This window comes from Flammeovirga yaeyamensis (assembly GCF_018736045.1).
GTDB classification, from domain to species: domain Bacteria; phylum Bacteroidota; class Bacteroidia; order Cytophagales; family Flammeovirgaceae; genus Flammeovirga; species Flammeovirga yaeyamensis.
Window position 1 is genome coordinate 1,263,447 of the sequence record NZ_CP076133.1, and the last position, 26,627, is coordinate 1,290,073.

Consider the following 26,627-nt stretch of genomic DNA (forward strand, 5'->3'; position numbering starts at 1 on the left):
GTTAGATAATTAAACAAATGGCTTTCAATTTAAGAAACATATCGCCCTTCATTTTACCTTGTAAGGATCTAGGATTACAAGGATTACAGCCTATCTTCAACTGCTGATTAAGGATTCATACCTCTTTTTTATAATCACATATTTTTTCTTTTTCTCTTTCAAATCAACATTCATTTTTGATTCATGAGACAGAACTACTATTTATTATTAGCTGTCCTTGTATCTTCTTTGTTTAGTTCATGTTTGTTCGCTCAAAATTCACCCTTACTTTTAGTAGGTGGTGGAAGCGAAGAAAACGGTGGTTGGTCAGACGAACCTTATCAATGGTTTGTGGATCAGTCCATGAACAAAAAAATAGCAATTATCTCATACGCTGAAGTGGAAAGTGATTGGTTAAGCAATTATTTTATATCACTCGGGGCAGAAGAAGCAAAGGACTTTAAGATTGATCGTACTGGGGCGGAAGATACTCAATTAATAGCCGAATTGGAGGCGTATGATGGGTTTTTCTTTAAAGGTGGTGATCAAAACAGATATTATAACTTTTACAACAACACGGCTTTTAAGTCACTATTACTTGAGAAAATTGATAAGGGAGCAGTACTTGGAGGTACTTCTGCAGGAATGGCGATCTTATCTTCAATAGTATATACAGCGGATAACGGTAGTCTTTATCCAGAAGACGGTTTGTCGTCTATGGATGCTCGTTATTTTACGTTTGCAGATGATTTTCTAAATGTATTACCAAATACAATGGTCGACACACACTTTGCTGAACGTGGTAGAATGCCTCGATTAGTCAGTATGTTAGCCTATTGGAATATTCACCAACCCAACCAAAATGTTTTGGGAATAGGGGTGGACGATCGTACCGCTTTATGTATTGATGAAAATAGAATTGGTACTGTTCATGGAACAGGAGCAGTTACATTTATCGAGTTAAATTCTTCTCATAACATTGATAAAAGCCACCCGTTACAGTTATCAAATACAAGTTTGATTAGCTGTGTAAATGGACAACAATTTGATATCAATAAGAAGGAAAAAACCTCTACGGATTCGATTGATAAATTGTATAATTCTAATATATCATCCAGTAACGTTACACTGTATAATGGTGCTAATTACCTTTCAATTTTAGAAGGTTTAACATCAAAAACGCTTTTGGTGTATGATGGAATTAAGACAACAGTGGATAAAACTTCCGATGATCAACTATTGGTTTTGGACATTCGCAATTTTCCATCATCAAATTTAGAGGATTTTAGAACACAGTTGATGGCTACCAAAGAGGTGGTTTTACTTCCGATTGATTCATCTTTACTAGATGATTTTAAAGAAGAAAATTCGGTACTTCATTTAGTATGGAATGCGATGAAAAGTAGTGAGACAAAAGTACATGTTTTCGACGAGGCCATTCCTTTTGTTGGAGAAAAGTATGCTTCTAACGTGTATTCTAAAGACAATGCAGCTTACACTGGAACGCTTTCCTACAGAGAGGGACTTGGTTTATTGGAAAAAGCAATGATCATGACTGATCTCTTTTCGAATAGTGATTACAACGAGAATACCACTGCCGTATTTCAGGAAGCATTATTCTCTCAGGATATCAATTGGTGTGTAGGTCTAACCGATAAGAGTGAATTACAATTTGAGGTCATCGATAATCAATGGAATTTGACTTATACAGGGGAGAAATCGTCGATTATTACGGAGAATTATTCTGATGCTTATACCACTGCGGATAGTAAAAGAGCCATAGCGGGTTTTCAGGATGTCCGAACTCATGTGATGTACAATAATACCATATCACTTCAAGAGGTAAACTTCCAGAATTACGAACCTACTTTTGATGATATCATCAGTTCACTTCCGTCTTCGGATACATCAAGTATTCTGTGGAAGCACAATCAATTATTTTTTCAGCATAGAGCAAATAGAAATATTCAGCTAATTGATTTGCAGGGAATGGTTCATCTAAATATTACGACAGATCAAGAAATTGTTGATTTTCCAATTCAATCTGTATCACCCATGATTATTAGGGTGACAAATCTCTCATCTCGAGGACAAACAACATTAAAAATACAATCAACTAAGTAAGGGGTACCCAAGCTTAATTATTATGAAACTATCTAGTCTATTTATCACTTCTGTGTTACTATTCTTTAGTATAGGAATAGTACAAGCACAAGATTTCACGCTAAGTGGCACAGTTAAATCTGATGCCGACGGAGGTCCAATTCCGGGTGTTACCGTCTTTATTAAAGGAACCACAAATGGTACCGTGACCAATATTGAGGGTAAATATGCCATTTTATTAAAAGAAGAGGACAAAGGGAAATTATTGGTATTTAATCATATTGGAATGATTAATCAAGAATTTACGATTGGTGATCAGACGACACTAAACGTTTCCATGATTCCGGATATGGAGGAATTGGAAGAGGTGACAGTTGTCGGTTATTCATCAGAAAGTAAAAGACTTTTGAGTTCTTCTGTTCAAACAGTGGATAGCGAATCTTTGAAAGATTTACCTGTGGGTACGCTAGATGCCGCATTAGCAGGTCAGGCAGCAGGTGTGCAAATCAACTCCAACTCTGGTACTCCAGGTGGAGCATTATCCGTAAGAGTAAGAGGTGTAGGTTCTGTAAATGCAGCCAATCAGCCACTATATGTTATTGATGGTATTCCAGTAATTACTGAAAACAGTTCACAAGTAAGTTTTAGTGGACAAACCATTAGTGCCTTATCCGATTTATCGCCTTCAGATATCGAATCTTTTACAGTATTGAAAGATGGTGCGGGTGCTGCAATTTATGGATCAAGAGCAGCCAATGGTGTTGTTTTGATTACGACAAAACGTGGTGCTTCTGGTAAAACAAAGATTTCTTTCAATGCTTTTGGTGGAGTTCAGCAGGTGTATAAACGATTAGATCTATTGAACAAACAACAATGGTTTGAGTATAAGAACGATCAGTTGGGAGTAGAAAAATATACACAAGAATATATTGATAATTACCCTTATGATACGGATTGGCAAAACGAAGTATTTAGAGATGCACCAATGGCGTCATACGATTTATCACTTCAAGGTGGTAATGAGAAAACTAATTTCTATTTGTCGGGTAGCTACTTTAAGCAAGATGGTGTGATCAAAGGAAGTGGGTACGATAGAACCAACTTAAGAGCAAACATCGATCATCACTTCTCAGAAAAAGTGAAATTGGGGACGAGTTTACAATTTGGTATGTCTGAAAATGATCGTATCGAAGGCGATCAATCGTTGAATGCACCACTTCCAAATGCGTTATCGTTGCCAGCGATTTATCCTGTGTACAACGAAGATGGTTCCTATAATGAGGATGGACCCTATGCTAATCCAGTAGCGATTGCCAACGAAGCTTTGAACAAAGCATATACTTACAGAGGTTTAGGTAATGCTTATTTAGATATTGCCCTACTAGAAGAGTTAACCTTTAGAACTCAAGTAGGATTTGACTATTACCATTTAAGAGAACACAGTTATGATCCTGTAACAACACGTCAGGGAGCCTCTTACAATGGTCTTGGTTTTAGTGCGAACAATACTTCAATTAACACAACGGTTAATGCCACTTTACAATATGTGAAGTCCTTTGGAAATCACAAATTAGATGTATTGGCTGGCTTTAGTTCAGAAAGCTATAACAACAGAAGTAATTATATCCGTGGTCAGAATTTCTCTCGACCAGAATTCAAGTACATCACATCGGCATCAGAGATTATCGATGCAGATAGTTATGGATTGGATAGAGGGTTAAATTCCTTCTTTGCTAAAGCGAACTATAGCTATGCCAATAAATACATCTTTGCCTTTTCAGTAAGACGAGATGGATCTTCTAAGTTTGGAACAAACAACCGTTACGGTACTTTCCCTTCAGCATCGGTCGCATGGAGAGTGATTGAAGAAGGTTTTATGAGTACTTCGGATTTCTTCTCTGATTTTAAACTGAGAGGTAGTTACGGTCTAACAGGTAACGATGCAATTGGCGATTTCAGATACCAAGCATTGTACGGTTCGGGAGCTGATTATAACGGACAGCCGGGTATTGCACCATCCCAACTTCCTAACGAAAACTTAAAGTGGGAAACAGTAAAACAAGCCAATATTGGTATTGATTTAGGTTTCTGGAACGATCGCCTAACATTGACCACTGAGGTGTATCAAAAGTCAACTACCGACATGTTATTATCTAGACCTTTGCCTCCAACATCGGGATTCTCTTCTGTGATATCAAATATTGGAGAGATGAGAAACCAAGGGGTAGAAGTGTTATTGGGCTATGAAATCTTTAGAAAAAGTGATTTCAATTGGAAAGCATCATTAAACGTTTCCACTTATAAAAATGAGGTGGTGAAACTGTATAATGGTCAGCCAATCGATAACATTGGTCGTGGTAATAACAGAATTGAAGAAGGAAGTCCAATCAGTATTTTCTATGGATATAAATCATTAGGCGTGGATTCTTCTACAGGTGATATTGTCTTTGCCGATATCAATGGTGATGGTGAAATTACATCAGAGGATAGAACAGAGATTGGTAATCCTCATCCAGACTTTTTTGGTGGATTTACCAATACTATCAACTGGAAAAACTTTGATATGAACGTTCTATTGACCTTCTCTGTAGGTAACGATATTTACAACGGTACTCGAGTGTATTTGGAGTCGATGAAAGGAGAGGACAATCAAACTACAGCTATTCTGAATCGTTGGAGAGAGCCGGGTGATGTGACAGACATTCCAAGAGCTACAGCCAATGATCCTAATAATAATAACCGAGCTTCGAATCGATTTGTTGAAGATGGATCTTATCTGAGATTAAAGAACGTAACTCTAGGTTATACATTACCTAAAGCATTCACCAAAAAGGTGTTTATTGATAAACTTAGAGTCTATGTTTCAGGTCAGAACTTGTTCACTTTAACCAATTATTCCGGTATGGATCCAGAAGTAAATTACGCTGGTGACGATGGAGTAAGAATGGGAACTGACTTCTTTACTTACCCAAATGCTAGAGTTTATACAGCAGGTCTAAATGTATCCTTCTAATCTAAAAGAAATCATGAAAAAATTAGTTTACATAACAAAAATTGCCCTGGTTTTCTTTCTATTCGGATGTGAAAGTAATCTAGATGTGCAGCCGGTAGCTTCGATCGATGCCAACGAAGCCATCAAAGATGCTAACGGCTTAAACTCTGCCTTGAATGGCTTGTATAACGAGTTTCAATCAGATAGTTATTACGGAAGAGATTTATTTATTCTGAACGAATTATCTGCTAATGATGGAAGAAGAACGGGTACGTCTTTGGACTATCAACAGTTCGAAAATCATTCTATCTTAAGTGATAATGCTGCTATTGAAAGCCTTTGGGCAACCGCCTATGGAGCAATCAATACTGCTAATAATATTATCGAAAGAGCGGTGCCTATCTCTATGGATGAGGCGATAAAAGACAACATTATTGGTGAGGCTTATTTCCTTCGTGCTTTAGCACATTTTGATGTGTTGAAGTTGTATGGTGGAGTACCTTATAAATCAACTTCTACTCAAGGTGTTTCAGAGGATATAAATGTGCCTAGAAACACTGTAGAAGAAGTATACAATTTGATGTTAGACGACTTGATGACAGCCAAGGAGAAAGTGACTATCGAAAAAGGAAACTTCTTTGTAAGTCCTTCAGCGGTTGATGCTTTATTGGCAAGAGTGGAGTTGTACTATGCAAGTTACTTACTTCAAAATGGAGGAGATAGTGATGCACATTATCAAAAAGCTTTAGATTATGCAACAGCAGTAATTTCAACAGGGAATTATGAATTGGAGCCTGAGTTTGGGAATGTTTTCATTACCAAAGAAAACAAAGAAGTCATCTTCCAATTGAACTTCTCTGCTCAGGATAGAAACAGAATGTCATACTATTTATCACCTATTTCTTTAGGTGGTAGAGGAGAGGTGACGTTCTCTAATTCATTACAAAATTCATATAAAGGCAACGATTTAAGAGCGGATTTCATCTTTCAAGATTTCCCTACTTTAGATGGAACAGCAACAAGTAAAAGAGTGGCTAAATATCAGGACACAGCTAATGGGGCAGATGCTATCATTATCGTCAGATTAGCAGATATGTATTTGATACAAGCCGAAGTACATTATATGCTGGAAGGAAATGCTGCTCAAGATAAAATCTTAGCGGCGATTAATGAGGTAAGATCAAGATCAAATGATCCTCTGACAAGTTTGGGTAGCGATCCACTTCGAACTATTCTCGACGAAAGAAGATGGGAATTCTGTTTCGAAGGTCATCGTTGGACTGATTTGGTAAGAACAGATCGAGCCACTTCCACACTGGGCATTTCTAAAAATGCCACTTTATATCCCATTCCTCTAAAGGAGATTCAGACCAATACAAGAATCAATCAAGAGGATCAAAATCCAGGGTATTAAAATTAAATATCTCTCATCTATGGATGTTCTCCACAGTTATCATTTTTTCAAAAAAATTAATTACAACCATGAAAACGTACTCTAACTTAATTTTTAGGTATTTATTGGCGATATTGCCACTGTCATTTCTATTCGTTACATCTTGTTCTGAAGAAGATGAAACACCTCCTTTGGCAAGTGTAGTCGCTAAATTCGATTATGAAATTTCTAATGAAGGCGTTGCTCCTGCAACAGTAACTTTTAACAACACATCTATTGCAGCTGCCACTTACGAGTGGGATTTCGGTATGGAAGGTGCAACTTCTACAGACGAAAATCCTGAATATACCTACGAAGATTTCGGTACTTACGAAGTAACATTAACAGCTAAAGCTGAGGATGGTAGAGAAAATACTTCATCTCAAACGATCATCATCAAAGATCCGCTAGGAGGTAAGTTGCCAACCCTTTATTACACAGATAGAGCAACAGGTATGATTCACATGATCGTATTGGATGGTGCTGAAACGCCTACAATTCAATCATTCGGCGATAGCCACTTTAAGCCATATGGTATTGTTGCCGATTTGGACAATGAAGACCTTTATGTAGTTGATCAAGGTGATGAATTAATGTATAAATATGATGCATTAGTAAACGGTGAAAAATCAGTTCTTTTAAATGTAGCAGATTTAGGTGATAAAGAACATATGATGTATGCACCTGCAGGTGTAAAAATTATTGACGGAAGATTATACTGGGGTGCTGAAGGCGGAATTTATACTTCTGCATTAGATGGTTCTGACCTAAAAGCATTTGTTGAGTTTTCTACAAATACAGGTTTCTTAGAAGGTAGTCTTCCATTGGGTATTACTTATGATGCAGAAAACGAAGTGATCTATTTCGCAAATGATGCTTACGATTATAGTGGAGGTATCTACAAAGTAAACCTTGATGGTACTGGTTTAGAAGAAATCGTTGAAGGTGTAGATGCTGGAGACATTTCTTACCTAGACGGTAAATTATATTACTTTGATTATGCCACATCAAAAGGTACAATCTATGATATTGCCTCTGAAGCTAAGAACGAATTTGTTGATTATCCTTCAAACTTCGTTTGGGGTACAATTGTAGATCCAATCACAGAGAAAATCTATTGGACTGATAGAGGTGATAATGATGATGGAACGGATGGTAAAATCTTTTCAGCAAACCTTGATGGTACAGAAATCGAAGTGTTGTTAGACATTACAAACGCTCCAACTCCAGAAGGTTCTGATACTAAAATATTAAGACCTTATGCTTTAGGGTTAGGTTTATATTAATTCACTATTTATGGTGAAATAGATAAGTTTAAAATTAACTTAGGTGGTTTAATTAGCAGGGGCGTTGCATTAGAAAACAGGTAGTATGTGAATGGACGATACATATGTACGGACGTTGCACTGCAACGTCCCTGCGAACCATTAAAAAAACACCATAAACCAAGTAACAAAATGAATAAAAAGCGCATATTATCACTTTTCATCATCGGCTTAATGTCCTTCTCGACATTCGCCCAAGGAAAGCTCTTTATCATCGGGGGAGGAAAACGACCACCGGAATTGATCAAGAGATTAACTGAGGAAGCGAAGTTAAAAGAAGGCTATGGTATCGTGCTTTCTATGTCGAGTAGCGAGCCAGATACATCAGCTTATTATGGCGTATTACAGTTTAAAAAGCAAGGTTTTGATAACGTATCATTCATGTTTTATACTACTGAACAGCCACCGACTTCATTAGCATTAGATTCCATCAGAAAAGCATCTTTGATCTACATCACAGGTGGAGATCAAAACCGATTTATGAAACGCATCGAAAAAACGGGTATTTACGAAGCAATTCACGATTGTTATAAGAACGGTGGTATGATTGCAGGAACAAGTGCCGGAGCTGCGGTGATGAGTGAAGTGATGATCACAGGTGATGAGAAAAATTATCCTGATTATGACGATACAGGCCGTTCCATCGAAAGCAATAATTTGATTTATGGGAAAGGCTTGGGCATGATCAATAAAGTGATTATCGACCAACATTTTATTCAAAGAAGCAGGTACAATCGTTTGATGACGGCCGTAATTGATCACCCAAAATTACGTGGTATTGGTATCGACGAGTCGACCGCTATTCTGGTACATCAAAATGAATTTGAGGTAGTCGGAGTAAGTCAGGTGATATTGATCGAGAAGCCTCAACAGATTGATACTAAAGATACTAAAATCGGAGCTCGAAAAATCAGCGTAAGCATTTTGAAAAGCGGCGATAAGATAAAATTATAAGAAGACTCTATTTATGAAAAATAAATTTGCCCTCGCAATTCATGGAGGAGCTGGAACACTATTGCCTTCAGAAATTACGCCTCAAAAAGAAGCAGAGATCAACACTGCTTTACAAGGTGTACTTTATGCAGCTAAAAAGTGCTTGTCAGAAGGAGGATCTGCTTTAGAAGCAGTGGAAATTGCGGTAACTGCACTAGAAGATTGTCCATTGTTTAATGCTGGAAAAGGGGCGGTAATGGCCCACGATGGTTCTTACGAAATGGAAGCATCGATTATGTCTGGAGAAACATTGGAAGCAGGTGCAGTGGCAGGTATTCGCCATATCAAGAACCCGATTCAATTGGCAAGAAAGATTCACGACGATGAAGACTTTGTCTATTTACATGGAAAAGGGGCATTGGATTATGCAAGAGATTATGATTTGGAAGAAGTAGAAGACGATTACTTCTTTACAGAATCTCGTCATAAGCAATGGTTATTGGCTAGAGAAACGAATCAAATGTTGGTGGATCACGACGGTGAACGCAAGTTCGGAACAGTAGGTGCCGTGGCGTTGGATTTGGACGGCAACTTAGCAGCAGCCACTTCAACAGGAGGATTGGTCAACAAAAGGTTTGGTCGTTTAGGTGATAGTTCTGTGATCGGATCGGGTACCTATGCAAGCAACGATAGTTGTGCAGTGTCTTGTACGGGTTATGGAGAGTTCTTTTTGAAAGCTACCGTAGCACGTGATATTGCCGCGCACATGGAGTTTGGTCAGCGTAAACTGAAAGAAGCAACAGATATTGTTGTACATGATAAGTTGGTCAAAATGCAAGGCGAAGGTGGAGTAATTGCCATCGATCATCAAGGAAATATTGAATTATCTTTCAACTCGGAAGGGATGTATAGAGGTTGGACATCATCTGATGATGAACAATTGAATATTGCCATTTTCAAGTAATAAAATATTATGAAGAAGCTACCAGATACTTTAGTGATATCTTCTACTATTCTCGCTTTTTTTATTGGTCTAACATGGATCATTTCTGCTGGGGAATATCAAAGAGAAATGGTGGACGGAAGAAATTTGCTCATCCCCAATACCTATCATAAGGTGGAGGCACAACCGCAAAGTATCGCTTCTTTCTTTACAGCACCTATCAATGGTTTTGTAAGTGCTGCCGAAATTATCGCCTTCATTTTTATTGTAGGAGGTGCATTCGGGATGCTTACACAAACCAATGCTATAGAAGCCGGCTTACAAAGATTGGTTCTTTGGAGTAACAAGAAGAAATCTTATAAGAAGATCCTTATTCCGTTTATCTTTGTTTGTTTCTCTGTGGCAGGGGCGACCTTCGGAATGTCAGAGGAGGTCTTGATTTTTATCCTGATTACCATTCCAATGGCCAAGGCCATGAAATTGGATACCATAGTTGGAGTTGCTATCCCTTTTGTAGGTGCAGGGGTAGGTTTTGCAGGTGCGATCAGTAATCCGTTTACGATCGGAATTGCACAAGGGATTGCCGAAATACCTCTATTCTCAGGTTGGGAATACAGAGTATTTGTTTGGTCTGTTTTTACTTTGATAGGGATGATATATGTTATGTATTACGTATCAAAAATCGAGAACAACAAAGAGAAAAGCTTGCTTCCAAATCAAGAAAAACCACTTGATGTTCAAGAGAAGTCTATCGATTTTAATTACAAAAAAGCCATTGTTGTTGCACTTTTATTCATAGGAATTGGAGTGTTGGTGGTTGGAGTGACTAAGTTCGATTGGTACATGACTGAGATTGGTGCTTTGTTCTTCGTCATCGGCTTTATTGCGTCATTGATTTGTCGCACTCCAGCAAATAAAATGAGTGAAAGCTTCATCAAAGGATCCAAGGAAATGATGACGGCCGCTTTGGTGATTGCTTCTTGTAAAGGAATTTTGATTGTAGCCACAGAAGGGAAAATTATTGATACGATATTGTTTTCCATCACGGGCTTATTGGACGGATTACCAAAGTTTGCAGCAGCTGAAGCGATGTTTGTCTTCCAAAGTATTCTGAATACAGTACTTCCATCGGGTTCTGGTCAGGCGGCCTTAACCATGCCGATTATGGCTCCATTAAGTGATTTATTGGGTATTTCACGACAAGTTGCAGTATTGGCATTTCAGTTTGGAGACGGATTAACCAATCTGATTATACCAACAAGTGGGGTGACCATGGGTGTTTTGTCCATTGCAAAAATCCCTTACAATGTTTGGGTAAAGTGGATGGCACCTTTATTACTACTACTCATGTTTGCGGCAGGCATTTTATTAATTGGACCTCTTTATTTTAATCTATTGTAATCAGTAAGATATTTCTCATCACAACACACACATATACATACTAACTATAAAAGTGAACCTGAGTTTGATGAAAAATATTTTCACAGTTTGATCTGATTTTGAATAGAAATTTTGACAAATTCTTGCAGTAATACTGGTTGTCTTACAAAAGGATTTGGTGAAATTTATATCAAAATCAGACAAATATAAACATCACTTTCTGTGAGTAATATTTTTCAACAAACTCAGGTTAAAAAATAAATCTTTCGATTAAAGCTAATGATTTTTACGAATACATGAAGTCTACTTCATGCGATTCGAGGAAGTTGTTATCTGAAAAATTAGACAGTTCTGGGGCGAAGTTCTCTAGGGCACAATGGGACATGTTACTAGAGAACGATGCCCCAAGGATTGTCTCCACTATTAATTATTACAATTATGAAAATTAACAATTACTTTCTTGACAAGACTATCTATGTAGTCTTACTCTCTCTCATCTCAACGCTTACTTTAGGACAAGGATACAACTTTTCTTTGGAAGGTGGTACTTGGAATGGACACGGAAATGTAACTACACAGCAGGCGACAATGCTGGTAGGTGGAGCGGAAGTAGGAGGAGATGGTGAGGTGAATGCGACACAATGGTTTGTGAACCAATCGGGAGGAGGGGATTACCTCGTTCTAAGAACAGATGCCGTAGGTGGACAAGCCTCCTGGGTGTGGAGTAATTTTAGTAGTTCGATCAGTTCTGCAGCAGAGTTGTCGATTACAACAGCCAACGGAGCAAATAATGCTACAGTAGCACAGTATATTCGAGATGCTGAGGCATTATTTATTGCAGGGGGCGACCAAAGAGAGTACATGGATCTTTGGAAAGGAACGGCTGTGGCTGATGCTATCAATTACTTGATAAACGACAAAAAGGCGCCTGTGGGCGGAACATCAGCTGGTATGGCGATTATGGGTGGTGCGTATTATGCACCGGCGACATCGGGGGTGTTATCATCAGAAATTCTAAATGATCCTTTTCATCAGTATACTAATAACTCTTTCTTTTATAATGACTTTCTCCAAAACCCGTACTTGACAAATGTGATTACAGATACGCATTTGGACAGAACGCATGGTACTGGAAATGAAAATAGATACGGTCGTGCTTTTGGTATTTTAGCACGAACAATTAGCGATCAGAACGATCAACAACGTTATGCAATTGCTTGCGATGAAGCAGCCTTTGTATGTATTGATGCCTCTGGTAATGCCAAGGTTTTTGGTGATGGTGGACAAACTCAATATCCTACGAAAGCCTATTTTATGGTGGGGAATTGTTCGACTCCTGAAACTATTTCGGCGGGTCAACCTTTAGTTTGGAATAAGAACGGTGAGGCAGTGAAAGCCTACGTCATCCAAGGTTCAGTAAATGGAAATGGAAACTCTTTTAGTCTTAACGATTGGGAAACTGCTTCTGGTGGTGGATGGATGAATCTGTATACCACTAATGGTTATTCGAGTTTTAATTATCTAAACGGAAGTGGTGCTTCTACAGGTGCTTCTGCACCAAGTTGTGGAGGTGGAACACCACCGCCTACAGGAGGAGTTCAATATTGTGCGTCTTATGGTAATTCCACTTCTTATGAATTTATTGATGAAGTTGGAATTGATGGCAACTATCACTTCTCTGGTAATGACAATGGATATGGAGATTATACTTCTGTAAGTTTTAATTTGACGAAAGGTGGAAGTCATACTTTCTTCTTAGATCCGAATACATCTTCTAGAGAAAGAGTGGTGGTTTGGATAGATTATAACCAAGACGGAGTATTTGATGCTAATACAGAGGAAGTACTATATAAGCAGACAAGACGTTCGTTTAGTTCTAGTTTTACGGTACCTTCTACAGCATTATCGGGAGCTACAAGAATGCGCGTTTCTATGCAATATGCTTCGGATGGCTACCCTTATCCTTGCGATGTTTTGGACTATGGTGAAGTAGAAGATTATACGGTAGTTATTTCTAACAGTTCCTCTCAAAGATTGGCAGGTGCAACTGTAGAAGTAGAAGGAAGTATGGCGTATCCAAACCCAACAAATGGGCGATTGACCTACCCTTCGACGGCATCAAATATTACTTTGGTTGTGGTGGATGCTTTGGGGAGAGAACTCCGAAAAGTGACTAAAAACACTATTGATATTTCAGATCTTAATAATGGATTGTATTACCTCAGAATCATCGAAGATGGAGAGGAATCAGTGCAAAAGATCATCAAAAATTAATTAAGATATAACTCTTCTTATCTGTTTAGTGAATCCAATCGCTACACAGTTTTAATTTACTAGGCTAAACAGGTTTGAAGAGTTTTTTTCATAATGTCAATTTATTCTCACATCTAATCAATAGAATAACATGATGAAATTTTATACGCAAGAAGCGATCAACCTAGAGAAAAAATATGGAGCCAACAATTATGCTCCACTACCTGTAGTGCTCGAAAGAGGAAATGGGGTTTATGTTTGGGATGTGGAAGGCAGAAGATATTACGATTTTCTATCTGCTTACAGTGCGGTGAATCAAGGGCACGTGCATCCTAGAATTTTGAATGTGATGATCAAGCAGGCGTCGAAATTGACTTTGACCTCAAGAGCTTTTTATTCTGATCAGTTAGGATTAGCGGAAAAGAAGTTATGCAATCTATTTGGTTACGAGCGTGCTATTTTGATGAACACAGGGGCTGAAGGAAACGAAACAGCCATCAAATTAGCAAGAAAGTGGGGTTATGAGAAAAAAGGAATTCCAAAGAATGAAGCGATCATTGTGGGTGTAGAGAAGAACTTCCATGGTCGAACAACTACGATTATTTCAGCATCTACAGATCCGGTAGCTACGACTAACTTTGGTCCGTTTATGCCAGGTTTTGAGATTGTACCCTACAACAATTTAGAGGCTTTGGAAGAGGTACTTCAAAACCCAAATGTAGCTGGTTTATGGATGGAACCTATCCAAGGAGAAGCAGGTGTATATCTTCCAGATGAAGGTTATTTGAGAAAAGCACAAGAGCTTTGTCACCGTTACAATGTGTTGTTTATGGTCGATGAAGTGCAGACAGGTGTTGGTAGAACAGGTAAATTGCTCGCCTCTGAGTATGAGGAAATAAAGCCGGATATGATCATCTTAGGAAAAGCGATTTCTGGAGGTTTTTATCCCGTCTCAGCAGTGTTAACCTCTTCTGAAGTGATGGATGTCTTTAAACCTGGACAGCACGGATCTACTTACGGTGGAAACCCATTAGGTTGTGCTGTGATGATGGAAGCTTTGGACGTACTTATTGATGAAAAACTAACAGAAAATGCTTACAGATTAGGCAAAATCTTTAGAAAGAGAATGCGAAAATTATGTAAGCAAACTGATTTATTATTAGGCGTTCGTGGTAAAGGATTGCTGAATGCACTGTTGGTCAACGATTCCGAAGACAGTGCCACTGCCACTTTAATTTGTCACGAATTGATGCATAAAGGACTTCTAGCAAAACCCACTCATGGAAATATAATACGATTCGCACCTCCATTGGTTATTACCGAAAGTCAACTCGAAAAATGTATGGATATCATTGAAGATACTGTGTTGAATTTTGAATTGGTAGAGGCTTAAGGTGAATATATGGTGTTTAGCACCTTGAGTCTAATGCTCAGGCACCGAACAAATGTTCGGTGTCTGTTTAATGTATTTGTAGTTTCAGGATTTCTTTCTGTGAACCTTGAATAATATGCACCACAAACATACCTCTACCCCAAGTGGTCGCCAATCTTGTTTCGTTTTGTAAATCCTCTTTAAAGAATACATTTTGCCCCATCTGATTGAATATCAATAATTGATAAGGTTCGTTATTATTGGGTGTAATGGTAATTTCCTGTCCAGAATATTGAGGGACAGGGTATGCGACTACATCAAATTCTTCGGGGGATTCTAATGTAACCTCTAAAGGTCCAAAATATTCAAACTGACCATCGAAATCAACTTGTTTTAAACGGTAATAAACGATGCCGTTTCTCAACTTATCTTCATATTGATATTCAATTCTTGTTGAACTATTACCAGCGGCTTTCACTTGATCCAATAAATGCCAATTTTCTTCATCAAGAGAATATTGCACCTCAAAGTAATCACTGTTTTGCTCACTCGCAGTAGCCCATTCCAGTAAAACACTTTGGTCTAATACTTCCGCGTCAAAATAGATCAATTCTACAGGTAGATCGTCATCACCATAATAGATACTTACGGTATCTAAATGATCTGATCCTTGACCGTTAATACCATCTAAACGGAAATAAACTCTATCAAAACGATCATCATTATCAGTATAAACATAGGATATTGGACCTTCTGATCCCGAAGCTTGCTGTTCGGTTAAAGGACTCCATGTATTTTGATCTTCTGATGTATATATTTCATATGAAGTTATTTCACTTTCAGAAAACATTCCCCATGTTAGAGTGGTCGTGCCTTGTCTGTCTAGGTCTCCTTCAAAATAATTGACTTGATCCGTTAATTCATCACAAGGGATAAATTCTGGTCTTTCGTCTGTACTTTGATCCTCAACAAATTCTCCAGACCCAGGCAATGAAATACAACCACCAACAAACTCCCAATCCACATCTTTTTTATAATGAATTTGATCGCTTAATTCGTGGATGATCACGTTCTCCATGTTGACTTGTAAATAACCTGTTACCTCATCATTATGTGCTTGAAAATCGACATGACCGTCCAATTCCCAAACACTATTATTATTGGTCAAAGATCCATTTTCGAAACGAACATGCGATCCGGCTGCAGTAATTACTGATGATGCCTTTATCGTTGTAAAAGAATTTTTTACCTCAAACTTTTTCATATCAATATTTAAAAGATCGGCAGTTAGAATAACTGGGTTATAACCTTCTTCATTATTGATATTAATATCACCTGTACCTGTTAAATGAGACGATTGTATAATAACAATACATTCGTCTAAGTCAAGTTTGGTCTTTACAGAGAAAGTCTCACCTGTAATAATGATCTTTTTATGTTCATAATTTTCATTATTCACTTCCCCCTCTAGAATTACAGTTTCCATTTCTTCCTGAGCAAAAACTTGGGGAATTAAAGACGAAAACAGTAATGTTAATATTGTAAGTATTGATAGATGTTTCATTTTCAGATTTTGTAGTTTGTCCAAGACTTATATCAGAACCTGAAAAATGTCACCAAAAAAAAGGCCCGAGAGAATTCCCGAGCCTTAAATTATCTATCCATTTGTCTATTTGATGATCACTTTTTTAGTCGTTTGCACATGTGCATTACTAATATTAATGATATACATACCTTCCGGTAAATTCTCTACAGGAAGTGTGTACTTGTCACCTTCAAATTGATCTTGTACCAAACGCTTTCCTTCTAAGTTAAAGACCTCAATAGTCGTTAATTCGCTATTAGGAACTACGATGTACAATTTATCATTTGCTGATGGAATAGGGTAGACACTCACTTCTTTTTGCTCTTCTAACTGCGTTTCTATTTGTCGTGCATTTGAAGTCGCAGATTGCCATGCGGCCCATAAATTAAGGTTAAAGCCAGAGTTAACTACATCAACTCTTATCACATGTTGACCTTGCGTTAGTGGTACATTTCTAATATGCATGGTCTGATACGCTTGCCATCCACCTGTATTTGGTACCGTCAGATTACCCGTTACAGCCACACCGTCGACAGAGATTTTTAATACTCCACCATCGTTATTACTAGCTACTCGAGGGAAGAAATCATAATCATCAGTTATGTTTACATTTACGGTATATTCTAACCACTCTCCGGTATTCATCCAACCGACATTGTAACCGCCATCGGTATCCGAACAGATTTCTATATCTACACCATCCGTTCTGTACATACCTCCTTGGTTATTGGTGTCTGTATCTGAGAAAGCGATCCCTTGTCCGCCGTTATCATAATCTTCCGCTTCTACTTTTCCTGGAATGGAATGAGGTGTTCCTCCATAGGCCGTTTGAGGAACGGTAACAGATATGTTATTCTTCTGATCGGTAGCAATATTTTGTTGCCAATTTGTACCTACAGGACGAATACTTGCTTTTACAATATAACCGCTTCCAATAGCTGGAGCAGTTCCTACTGAAATTGATAAAGTTTCGCTACCACTTCCTGCATTAACTGTTTTAGTAGCCTGTCCTAACCATCCAGTAGACGACCAAAATTCTGCAACAATATCTCTTTGTTGTCCTGCAGAATAACTCAGTGTAATCGGAATAGTGGTATCACTTCCAATTGTTGAAGTTGGAGAAACAATAGCCACTGATTCTGTTGGAGCCACAGCTTGATCGAATGTTTTCGTTTTCAAAATCATCGAACTTACATGTCCACCACCATCAGTGAAAGTAACAGTTACTGTATTGTTTGTTTGTACTAAAGAATGATCAAATGGAATCTCGATCACCCCAAAGAAATCATCTCTATTGGCTTGGTCGTAACCCTTCCAATTATTTGGAACTGTTACAGTTGTACCATTCACTTTAATCGTAGGTTGCTTCGACTTGTTATGTTTTCTACCAATACCCATCAATAAAACTGCTTGACCTGTACCTGTGGTGATTCCATTAAAGTTAAAAGTGATGGCAGAATTAGCATTGATGGCTTGAAGATGCTTACTCGTATAATATTTACGATCACGAATCGCATTATTGAATGGAATAGAATTCGCAAATCGTAATTCGAGCACTACTGTCTCTCCACCTATCAAATTGATGCTACTCGGCGCTGAAGCAGACGAACTGATGTTCATGACCGGGTCAGAGTTGGGATAGATCTTCAAAGATTTAGTAGTCACATTTTGCAATCCACTCAATCCACTCAAAAAGTTTAAGTTGACATTTTGAGATTGATCATCCAAGTTATTTAAAGCCACATACAACATATTGTTGTTGGCGAATCCTTGGATCTGAATATCCGGATTGTCCGAATATACATGCACTCTTCTTCCGCTTACATTTTTCCATTGCTCATAGAAATGAATCTTTGGTGAATACTTCCAACCTGCCACATTCGGTTGACCAATATTGGTTGGAATTAGTAATGCAGCACCATACGGTTGATAGTTGTTTCCTGGAGTTAAATGCCAAGTGGATTTATCAGTAATAAAAGGAATAGAAATATCAATGTTGTTCTCTCTATCCAAAAGATTAAACAGCATTTGATTGATACCTTTTACCGTCTGAATACTCTCGATGTCGGTATAATTATCCCCATAACCAGAAGCAATGGCACCATACTCCGTAATAGAGTGAGGTTTCACTTTTCCCCATTTGGTATAACTATATGTCTCAATTAAATCAAGAATAGCCTCCGAGTTACTACCCGATCTGCGGTTGTCTTGTCCCGTTACATTCACCCCATCATAAAGGTGAGTTGAGAAACCATCCATATCGGCACCTGCCACATCCATGAACATCTTCATATTTTCCTCCCAATGGCCAAAGTCGCCTATTTCTAATGAAGGCCAAGCGGCAGAATAACCAATCACTTTCATATTGGCTAAGGCAGGCGTTGCATGGATCTTGTTTCCAATAGCCGCATACACTTCGGCCATCTGAAGCTTGATACGGTTTTCTTCCGCTAAATTCCATCCACCAGAATAGTAATCTTTTGCATGAACAAATGGCTCATTCATCGGTTCGAAGAATTCAGGTCGACCACTCGCATCTACATAGTCTTTATAATACTCTGCCGCCCAATTACCGGCAGCGATAGGATCTAACCCATCTTTAAAGACATTGTAAGGGTGTTCTGTACCCACAAAACGAGAGACTGCTTTTACCTCATCCGTTCCGTTTTTACCAGAAGGATAAGTACCGATGGCGTTTCCTTGTCCTTTGGAATAAGAAAAAGGACCCCAAAAACCACGACTAGGAGAGACGTTGTAATCGTTGTAAAACTGATTCAGTTCTGTATCACGATTATTAGAGTGGAGATTGAAGAATTTGGAACGATCGAGAAGGGAAACTCCTCCTACGTATCGTTGTACTTGATGCTCAATAAAGACATTTTGAGCGTAGACAGTAGCTGAGGTGAACAGCCACGATAGAATTAGTAGTTTTACTGCGTGTCGTAATGAACAGTAGTACGTTGTTCTATTCATAAGTAATTTAAAGTTAGTTGGTTAAGTAATAATTCGGTTTCCAATGTAGTTGGGGATTATCGTTAGGCGGTGAAAAAAAAATAGTAAATAGGTGGGGGAAATTTTTTAAGTTTAAACATGGGGGAATCGAAAGATTTTAAAAAAATAATATACCCCCTATAGATCTTTGATTTTTTCCCAAGCGACAAATTATCATCAAATATCTTGTTCCTTGAAATGAAATAAATGGAAATGATCATCAGAAAACCACTTGAAATACGGGTGAACATCAAGTAGATGAATAGGATGTGAAACTTGAATTTGATAAGTGAATAGATCAGTCTCCAAGACAAACTTCAAATAACGAATGATGAAAAAATCAATTATCTACTCAATAGGAATCCTCTTGATGATGAGTTGTCAGTATCAAGTGAATGATCAGACTATTTCAACTATCAATAAGAAGAGAACATTAGGAATTACAGCCGAGAGATCAGCGGCAATTGAGAAGAAGGTAGTGGCGATAATGGATAGCATGTCGTTGGAAGTGAAGGTAAAAACGTTGATGGGAGAATCGAGTGATCCATTATTAAAACATGGGGAGGCAATTTCCGGATATAATATTAAAGGAGCAACAACATTGCCACAGCAAATTGGAATTTCTTGTTCTTGGAATCCCGAATTGGTGAAAACAAATACTGGGTACACTTCTAGAATGATGCGTTCGTTGGGAACTACTTTGGCACTTTCGCCCATGTTAGATGTGGCAAGAAATGCGAAGTGGGGAAGAATGGAAGAATCTTTTGGAGAGTCGGAGTACTTAACGGCAAGAATGGGATTGGCTTTTATAGATGGAATGCAGACTAACGACTTATCGAAAGGTGTGGCGACGACAACCAAACACTTTGCAGGTTACGGTGCGAATAACAAAGATGATCGTCAGTTTATAGAGGAAATCTTGATGCCTCATGAGGTAGCGGTGAAAATTGGAAACACACAGTCGTTAATGCCGGGGTATCATTCGTATAAAGATGTTCCTGCACATGCTTCGGAGTTCTTACTTCAGGAGACGTTAAGAAAGAAGTGGGGATTTAAAGGAGTAATTGTTTCGGATTATTTTGCCGTGAAACAAATCTTTACTTCGTACAATTACGCAAAAGATAAAAAAGGCGCCTTGGTGACGGCACTAAAAAATGGTGTCGATTTAGAATTGCCAGCAGGCGATTGCTATAAATTAATTCCTGAAGCATTATCAGAAGGTTTGATTACAATGGAGGAGGTAGACCGCTCAGTAAAACGCATCCTTACATTAAAAGGAAAACTAGGATTATTAGACGGTCCATTATCCATTGATGAAAACGTAGAGTTAGATAGCAAGGAATTTAGAGAAAGAGCTTATATATCGGCCACTCAATCTATTGTATTATTAAAAAATGATGGTATCCTTCCTATTCATCAAGGAGTGAAAAAGATTGCATTGGTTGGTCCAAATGCGGCTTCAGCAGAATCCTTATTAGGCGATTATACTTATCAATCTTTATCGCTTTATTGGAAAAAACAACCTATCGATCCTACCGATCCGCAGTTGATCACTTTAAAAGGTGGATTGGAAAATAGATTAGATAAAGATGTTCAGTTGATGTTTGAAAGAGGATGTGATTGGACAACTTCATCGAAGAATTCGATTGCTAAAGTGAAAAATAATTTAGGTGATGAGAGGGAGAAAAAAGTGGTCGAATTATCTTCTATTCCTACGACTAGAGCCGACTATTTAAAAGCATTGTCTATCGCCCAAGAAAGTGATGTGATTATTGCAGCAATGGGAGAGAACAGGTATTTATGTGGGGAGAGTAGAAGTAGAAAAGATATTCGTTTGGCAGGGGAGCAAGAACAATTTGTGAAAGATCTAATTACCACTGGCAAGCCGGTAGTGTTAATTATATTCGGAGGTCGCCCACACGTATTAAACGAAATTGCAGACGATTGTGCAGCAATTATTCAAGGTTGGTATCCTGGTGAAGAAGGCGGAAATGCCATGGCAGATATCTTATTAGGTAACGTAAATCCATCGGGAAAAATGACGGTGACAGTTCCAAGAACCAACGAACAGTGTCCAATTTATTATGGAGGTGCATACAAGAACAAATCGCCAATGTATTCTTTCGGGCATGGTTTAAGTTATACAAAATTCGATTATCAAAATTTTGCATCAGATAATGCGGTGACTACAAAAGATGAGTGGATAGATTTATCTTTCGAAGTAAGTAATGTGGGTGATATGGATGGAGCTGAGATTTCACAATTGTATATCACTCCAAAAAATCCTTCGATTAAACGTCCTGCCTTATCCTTACAAGGATTTTCTAGAACAGAATTAAAGACAGGTGAAAAAGCAAAAATCAACTTTAAAGTATCTTTAGAGCAGTTAAGCTTCTATGATAACAACATGGATTTAATTATCGAACCTGGAGAGTATGAATTTCTAATAGGTGCATCATCGACTGATATTAAATTCAGAAAGACCATAAAAGTGAACGGAGAAAAGAAAACCCTATCATCTAAGAATGTGTTTTTTAGTGAGGTAGGTAAAATTGTAGAGCATATTGAATAAAATTAGTCTTTTAGTTTTAAGAATAGCAATTTTATTTGTAATATTAAAATTGTTATCGGAGTGTATAAAGTTATACATTGACTAACTAATTTTTTATAATAACTATTATTTTTTATTCACATGGAATATTTTATTAAAGCTTTCAAAAACTACGCTAATTTTTCTGGTCGAGCAAGAAGATCAGAATATTGGTTCTTCCTTCTGTTCCATCTAATTACAATATTTGCATTATTTGCTTTAGATGCTTTTATAATGAATGTACTAGAAGTAGGATTTAGTCCTTTTTACTTGTTATACTTTTTAGTATCAATCGTTCCTTCAATTGCATTAATTGTAAGAAGATTACACGATGTAGGTAAAAGCGGATGGTTCTATTTTATTTCTTTCATCCCACTAATTGGACCAATTTGGTTAATTGTTCTTTTCTGTACAGATGGAGAATACGGAAACAACCAATATGGAGAAAACCCTAAATTGGCATAATCATATGATCTGAGGTCATCTCAGAATAGATAAGAAAAAGCTGTTACATAGAAATATGGAGCAGCTTTTTTATTTTCAAAGGATGATAATAATAACAAGTCATAATTAAATCCTTATCATAGTTTGGACAATGAAATATCTTTTTAACTTCATGTCATTATCGAAGAATCATAAACTTTTTTAAAAATCATGAAATCAAAAAAAGAACAACTAGAGGAACTAGAAAAGGAATACGAAAAGCATTTAAAATCTTTAGATAATGAGACTTTACCTTCTTTAAAGAAGCAACAGAAGTTTGTGAAGAGAGCGAAGGAGTTAGAAGAGAAGATTGAGGAGTTGAAAGGAGGGGAGTAAACACCTTTTCTTTAAATTCGATGAATGGGCGTATGATGTACGCTCTTTTTTTTATGATTAAAATATAATCATTACTGAAATCTATTTCCATACAATTATGGATTTCCTCCTGTACGGACGTTGCACTGCAACGTCCTTACGAACCACTTTATATTTACCAGAGATTTTGTTGTGTACATACACTGCATATCACTCTTTTATATTTGGTTCATCATTAAAATCAAATACAAAAACCTTTTTCATCCCCCAAATTTCCCTTGCCTTTCATACAAAAAACATCGAAATTTAACCCATGAACAAGGAAGAATTAAAAGCATATTTGCTTAAAGAACAACTCGTAAATATATCGAATGCTTTAAAGAATATGTTCAGTCGTACTCAAGCATTTTATTTTCAGGTAACTACCACATTTACGGTAGCAAAAGATGGACGTTACGAAGTATCTACTCCAGATAATTTTCCTGTTTTTACTCCAAAAGGGCAAGGGTTTCTTGAAGACGGTGGCGATTATTTCATAGGAGAACTTCAACTTAGAAACCTTGATGAAGAGAGCCCGGCACAGATGGCTAAAGATTTAATTGATATTACATTTGATACGAAATAGATGGAATATTATAAAAATAAAGAAACAGTCAGTGAGTACATCAAAATGGCTGCAGAGGTAGACGGACAAGAACTTATTGATGTCTTGAAACATCATCTACCAAAGGGATTGAAGGTACTCGAATTAGGTACAGGACCAGGTACTGATTTTCATATTTTAGAAAAAGATTATGAAGTAATTGGGTCTGATTTTTCGGGAGAATTTCTCAAAAGACTAAAGAAACGTTTTGCAGAGGGGATATTCTTAAATTTAGATGCGTCCACCATAGAAACTGATGAAAAATTTGATGGTATTTATTCCAACAAAGTCTTTCAACACCTTACGGATGATCAAATAAAATCATCTATTTATAGACAGTTTGAAGTCCTGAACGAAGGAGGTGTTGTTTGTCATTCGATGTGGTATGGTGAAGGAGATGAAATCTTCAAGGGGATGTTAGTTAACTATCAGGATGAAAAATCTTTAATTCAATTATTTGAACCTTATTTTGAAGTTTTAGTAGTCGAGAAATATATGGAGTTTGAAGAAGGAGATTCTATACGTTTGATCGCTAAAAAGTTAAAATCATAAAGAAGGGAAGCACCGCCAAAAGCGATACCTCCCTAATAATATACTTCTGTGTATTCTAAGGTTAATTCACCTTAATTTTTGTGGTAATTACATCGTCAATCATTTCGATTTTAAGAATATAAATACCATGGGGAACTCTGCTTTCTTTCAGTGAAAGCGTAATTATTTCTTTAGTAGTAGTAGATAAATTATAAATTACTTGTCCCTGAATATTTGATATACTAATTGTAACTTCTTTATCTAAAGGAAGTCCTTTAATATTTAACTTCTGATTTGAAATAGGATTTGGATAAAAAATCACTTGGTTAAAGTCATCATTTAATACCTCATTCTCGAATGAATTAATTGATCTTGCTGAACTACTCATAGTTGCGAAATCACATGTATAATGATAGATTTTATTTGTTGAAGTGACTGTCCATAACTTAGAATCGGAAGTGATAGAAATTCTAGATCCAATGCCTGATAAAACCTCATAGGTACCACTCCCGACATACTTTTGAACAGAATTATTAGTATCCACAAACACAAATTCATCTTTTGTAGGATTGATGGCAATATCTTTAATTTTAAGATTTCCTTTTTTATCCCATCTACTCCCAAGCCATTGATATACGTATCCATCTGTTCCTCTTATCCAAGGTCGGTCATCACTAGCAGCAGCTATATCTGTTCCAAGTGTAGTACCGTAAGGACTTGACCAACCATCACCTAAATATTTGTACACTTTACCATCAGTTCCAATAGTATAAACATTATTTCCTACAGCAATGTCGGTACCTATACCTCTTCTATAAACCCAAGTATTATTGGTGTATTGATAAATTCTATTGTCCGTATTAATAGCCCATAATCCTGATTGTCCGACATCAACTTTTTTGATTCTCATACTGTTATCTACTAGAGAGAAACCATTATAACCATTTGATTTATATAAATAGTTATCTGTTCCGACAACATATGTATCGTTTTCATAAGCACCAATATCAAGAGCATTTCCATCTTGAAGAACCCAATCACAAGTTCCTTCTCCATTGTCACTTCCATTATCTCCTCCGTTACCATCAACACTCATTGTATAGGTGTAATCATTGTAAGACCAGTTATTATTGATTTTACTCCATAGACGTAGGTAAACTGTGCCTGTATTTGGAAGATTATTTACTATATATTTTTTCTCAGTAAATTCTCCACCAGTATTAAGAATATCTGTTTCTCCTACCGAAGTGCCTACATATAACCAATGGGAATCTCCTTCTAAATCCCATTTAAATTCAACAGAGTTGCTTTTAAGTACGCTACCTTCTTTTGGAGCTATACCTGTTATTTCTTCACCTCCATTATCGCCACCGTTATTTCCTAAACGATTTATGACCCATGATTTTGCAGAAGAACTAATTACCCATCTCATGTCTCTTTCAAAGAAGTCTTCTAAATTTCGATTAGCTGACAAACTCCAGATTTTATAAACATTATCTCTACACTCTTGGTAAGAAGTTCTACTTGAACGGTCACTTACAACATTACTTTCTAAGTAGCGGTATACTTTTTTTATCCAGGCATCACCACCAAAGTTTTCGTAAGAATAAATGATCATCCCCGTCATTAAATCGTTTACACTAGATTGCTGTCTCCATGGTAATCGATCTTTTCTCCAGGTATTATCAAAGTTGTATTGAGTATTGTTTAGGTAATATTCAAATTTGCTTACCATCCCTTCTCTAAATTGAGCTAGACTCTGACCGTAATAAAGTAATTCATAATTTAATGAAGTAGGAATCATTACAGCTTGAGCGTTATTAAATCCAACTGTCCACCATCCCCAATTGGAAGCGTTATCGTTCATAATCCAATCGAATTTATTGTTGAATCGAGTGAGGTAAAAATTTCTGGCAGTTTCATAAAGAAAAACCTGATGAATGGCGTTTCTGCCACTATTTGCAGCATCATACACCTCGTTAAATAACACTTTTCCTGTCGACATACCTCTAGTACCATGATAGGCGAGACCACCATAACCACAGTTGTCAGTAACAATCTCTATCACTGGAAGACCTTTGTAACTTGATTGTTTAGGTAAGTTCGAAAGGCCAGAGAACTCAACAAATTTAGCATCCATTGCATCTAAAATGTCGAGCACTTTATTCATGGTTGTAGCTGATCTACTCGAAGGAGATTCTCCTTCTATCATAATTACTACACGATTTCCGACCCAAGCGGTCGCACTTTTTGTACCTACGCAGCTAGGTACTTTGAATGTGAAAGTGGTTTGTTCTGGCGTAGCGGCGTTTGAATTCTTTGCCAAGAACATAAAACATACAATCGTTAAAATAGATTGAAGTCTAAATAAATAGTTGAACATTTTTATTAGTAATTTTTGTCGTAATAAACGTGGATGAACCACTAAAAAATGTAGAAAGCGACAGACACCTAAGGACTATGAAAGGTGCCTTCAATGTTTCTACCTAAATCAAATAAATAGTTTAATATAAAGTTTTTGGAATTTGGCTTTAACGGACAAGCCAAATCTATTATCAAATAATTAGTTATCTTCTATTTTCGAGAGCTGTATAATAAAAGAAGTATTGTTTTTACTTCTCCGAGAGCTTGAATAATGTTTTGTTAAAATCTATTACGTTGCAAACTTAAAAGGATAAAAAGCAATAAAGAGGGATAAAATTACCATTTTTAAGGGGGTATATTATTAACTTTAATTAAGTGTGATATTTACAAAATACCCGTTATCTTCATTTTTA

18 protein-coding genes are annotated in these 26,627 nt (G+C 37.1%); 15 read left to right on the plus strand and 3 right to left on the minus strand.

Going from position 1 to position 26,627, the window contains the following annotated elements; all coding sequences use genetic code 11:
- Positions 1–183: 183 nt before the first annotated feature.
- The 10 genes from KMW28_RS24905 (at position 184) to rocD (ending at position 14,733) form a co-directional block, all read left to right on the plus strand.
- Positions 184–2,103: a cyanophycinase gene (locus tag KMW28_RS24905; RefSeq protein WP_169663625.1), complete on the plus strand. Its 1,920-nt coding sequence runs from the start codon at positions 184–186 to the stop codon at positions 2,101–2,103.
- 22 nt (positions 2,104–2,125) lie between these two features.
- Positions 2,126–5,095, plus strand: a complete 2,970-nt coding sequence (locus KMW28_RS24910) for a SusC/RagA family TonB-linked outer membrane protein (protein WP_169663626.1) — start codon at positions 2,126–2,128, stop codon at positions 5,093–5,095.
- 13 nt (positions 5,096–5,108) lie between these two features.
- Positions 5,109–6,488: a RagB/SusD family nutrient uptake outer membrane protein gene (locus tag KMW28_RS24915; RefSeq protein ID WP_169663627.1), complete on the plus strand. Its 1,380-nt coding sequence runs from the start codon at positions 5,109–5,111 to the stop codon at positions 6,486–6,488.
- 68 nt (positions 6,489–6,556) lie between these two features.
- Positions 6,557–7,792 carry a PKD domain-containing protein gene (locus tag KMW28_RS24920; RefSeq protein ID WP_205958159.1) on the plus strand — a complete coding sequence of 412 codons (1,236 nt, stop codon included), beginning with the start codon at positions 6,557–6,559 and terminating at the stop codon, positions 7,790–7,792.
- A 171-nt stretch (positions 7,793–7,963) separates the two neighbouring features.
- On the plus strand, positions 7,964–8,785 hold the full coding sequence (locus KMW28_RS24925) for a cyanophycinase (protein WP_169663629.1): 822 nt from the start codon (positions 7,964–7,966) through the stop codon (positions 8,783–8,785).
- 13 nt (positions 8,786–8,798) lie between these two features.
- A complete protein-coding gene (locus tag KMW28_RS24930; RefSeq protein WP_169663630.1) occupies positions 8,799–9,728 on the plus strand; it encodes an isoaspartyl peptidase/L-asparaginase family protein in 930 nt (309 codons plus the stop codon).
- A 9-nt stretch (positions 9,729–9,737) separates the two neighbouring features.
- Entirely contained in the window at positions 9,738–11,108 is a 1,371-nt protein-coding gene (locus KMW28_RS24935; RefSeq protein ID WP_169663631.1) for a YfcC family protein, read from the plus strand.
- Between the two features lie 275 nt (positions 11,109–11,383).
- Entirely contained in the window at positions 11,384–11,536 is a 153-nt protein-coding gene (locus tag KMW28_RS24940) for a hypothetical protein (RefSeq protein ID WP_158297862.1), read from the plus strand.
- Positions 11,526–13,361, plus strand: a complete 1,836-nt coding sequence (locus KMW28_RS24945; RefSeq protein ID WP_169663632.1) for a GEVED domain-containing protein — start codon at positions 11,526–11,528, stop codon at positions 13,359–13,361. Before KMW28_RS24940 ends, KMW28_RS24945 begins: the two co-directional genes overlap by 11 nt.
- A gap of 130 nt (positions 13,362–13,491) precedes the next feature.
- Positions 13,492–14,733, plus strand: a complete 1,242-nt coding sequence (rocD, locus tag KMW28_RS24950; RefSeq protein WP_169663633.1) for an ornithine--oxo-acid transaminase — start codon at positions 13,492–13,494, stop codon at positions 14,731–14,733.
- 67 nt (positions 14,734–14,800) lie between these two features.
- On the opposite strand, the gene KMW28_RS24955 is transcribed toward rocD, so the two are convergent.
- Positions 14,801–16,276, minus strand: a complete 1,476-nt coding sequence (locus KMW28_RS24955; RefSeq protein WP_169663634.1) for a T9SS type A sorting domain-containing protein — start codon at positions 16,274–16,276, stop codon at positions 14,801–14,803.
- Between the two features lie 105 nt (positions 16,277–16,381).
- On the minus strand, positions 16,382–19,270 hold the full coding sequence (locus KMW28_RS24960; RefSeq protein WP_169663635.1) for a carbohydrate-binding protein: 2,889 nt from the start codon (positions 19,268–19,270) through the stop codon (positions 16,382–16,384).
- Positions 19,271–19,616: 346 nt separating this feature from the next.
- Between KMW28_RS24960 and KMW28_RS24965 the strand changes: the two genes are divergently transcribed.
- The 5 genes from KMW28_RS24965 (at position 19,617) to KMW28_RS24985 (ending at position 23,871) form a co-directional block, all read left to right on the plus strand.
- Positions 19,617–21,860: a glycoside hydrolase family 3 N-terminal domain-containing protein gene (locus tag KMW28_RS24965; protein WP_169663636.1), complete on the plus strand. Its 2,244-nt coding sequence runs from the start codon at positions 19,617–19,619 to the stop codon at positions 21,858–21,860.
- 120 nt (positions 21,861–21,980) lie between these two features.
- Positions 21,981–22,343 carry a DUF805 domain-containing protein gene (locus tag KMW28_RS24970; RefSeq protein ID WP_169663637.1) on the plus strand — a complete coding sequence of 121 codons (363 nt, stop codon included), beginning with the start codon at positions 21,981–21,983 and terminating at the stop codon, positions 22,341–22,343.
- Between the two features lie 189 nt (positions 22,344–22,532).
- A complete protein-coding gene (locus KMW28_RS24975; RefSeq protein WP_169663638.1) occupies positions 22,533–22,697 on the plus strand; it encodes a hypothetical protein in 165 nt (54 codons plus the stop codon).
- Between the two features lie 292 nt (positions 22,698–22,989).
- Complete coding sequence (locus KMW28_RS24980; RefSeq protein WP_169663639.1) at positions 22,990–23,301, plus strand: hypothetical protein; 312 nt, start codon at positions 22,990–22,992, stop codon at positions 23,299–23,301.
- Positions 23,302–23,871, plus strand: coding sequence for a class I SAM-dependent methyltransferase (locus KMW28_RS24985; RefSeq protein ID WP_169663640.1), 570 nt, complete (start codon positions 23,302–23,304; stop codon positions 23,869–23,871).
- Between the two features lie 61 nt (positions 23,872–23,932).
- Here the strand turns inward: KMW28_RS24985 and KMW28_RS24990 are convergent, their stop codons facing one another.
- A complete protein-coding gene (locus tag KMW28_RS24990) occupies positions 23,933–26,233 on the minus strand; it encodes a T9SS type A sorting domain-containing protein (protein WP_169663641.1) in 2,301 nt (766 codons plus the stop codon).
- Between the last annotated feature and the right edge of the window lie 394 nt (positions 26,234–26,627).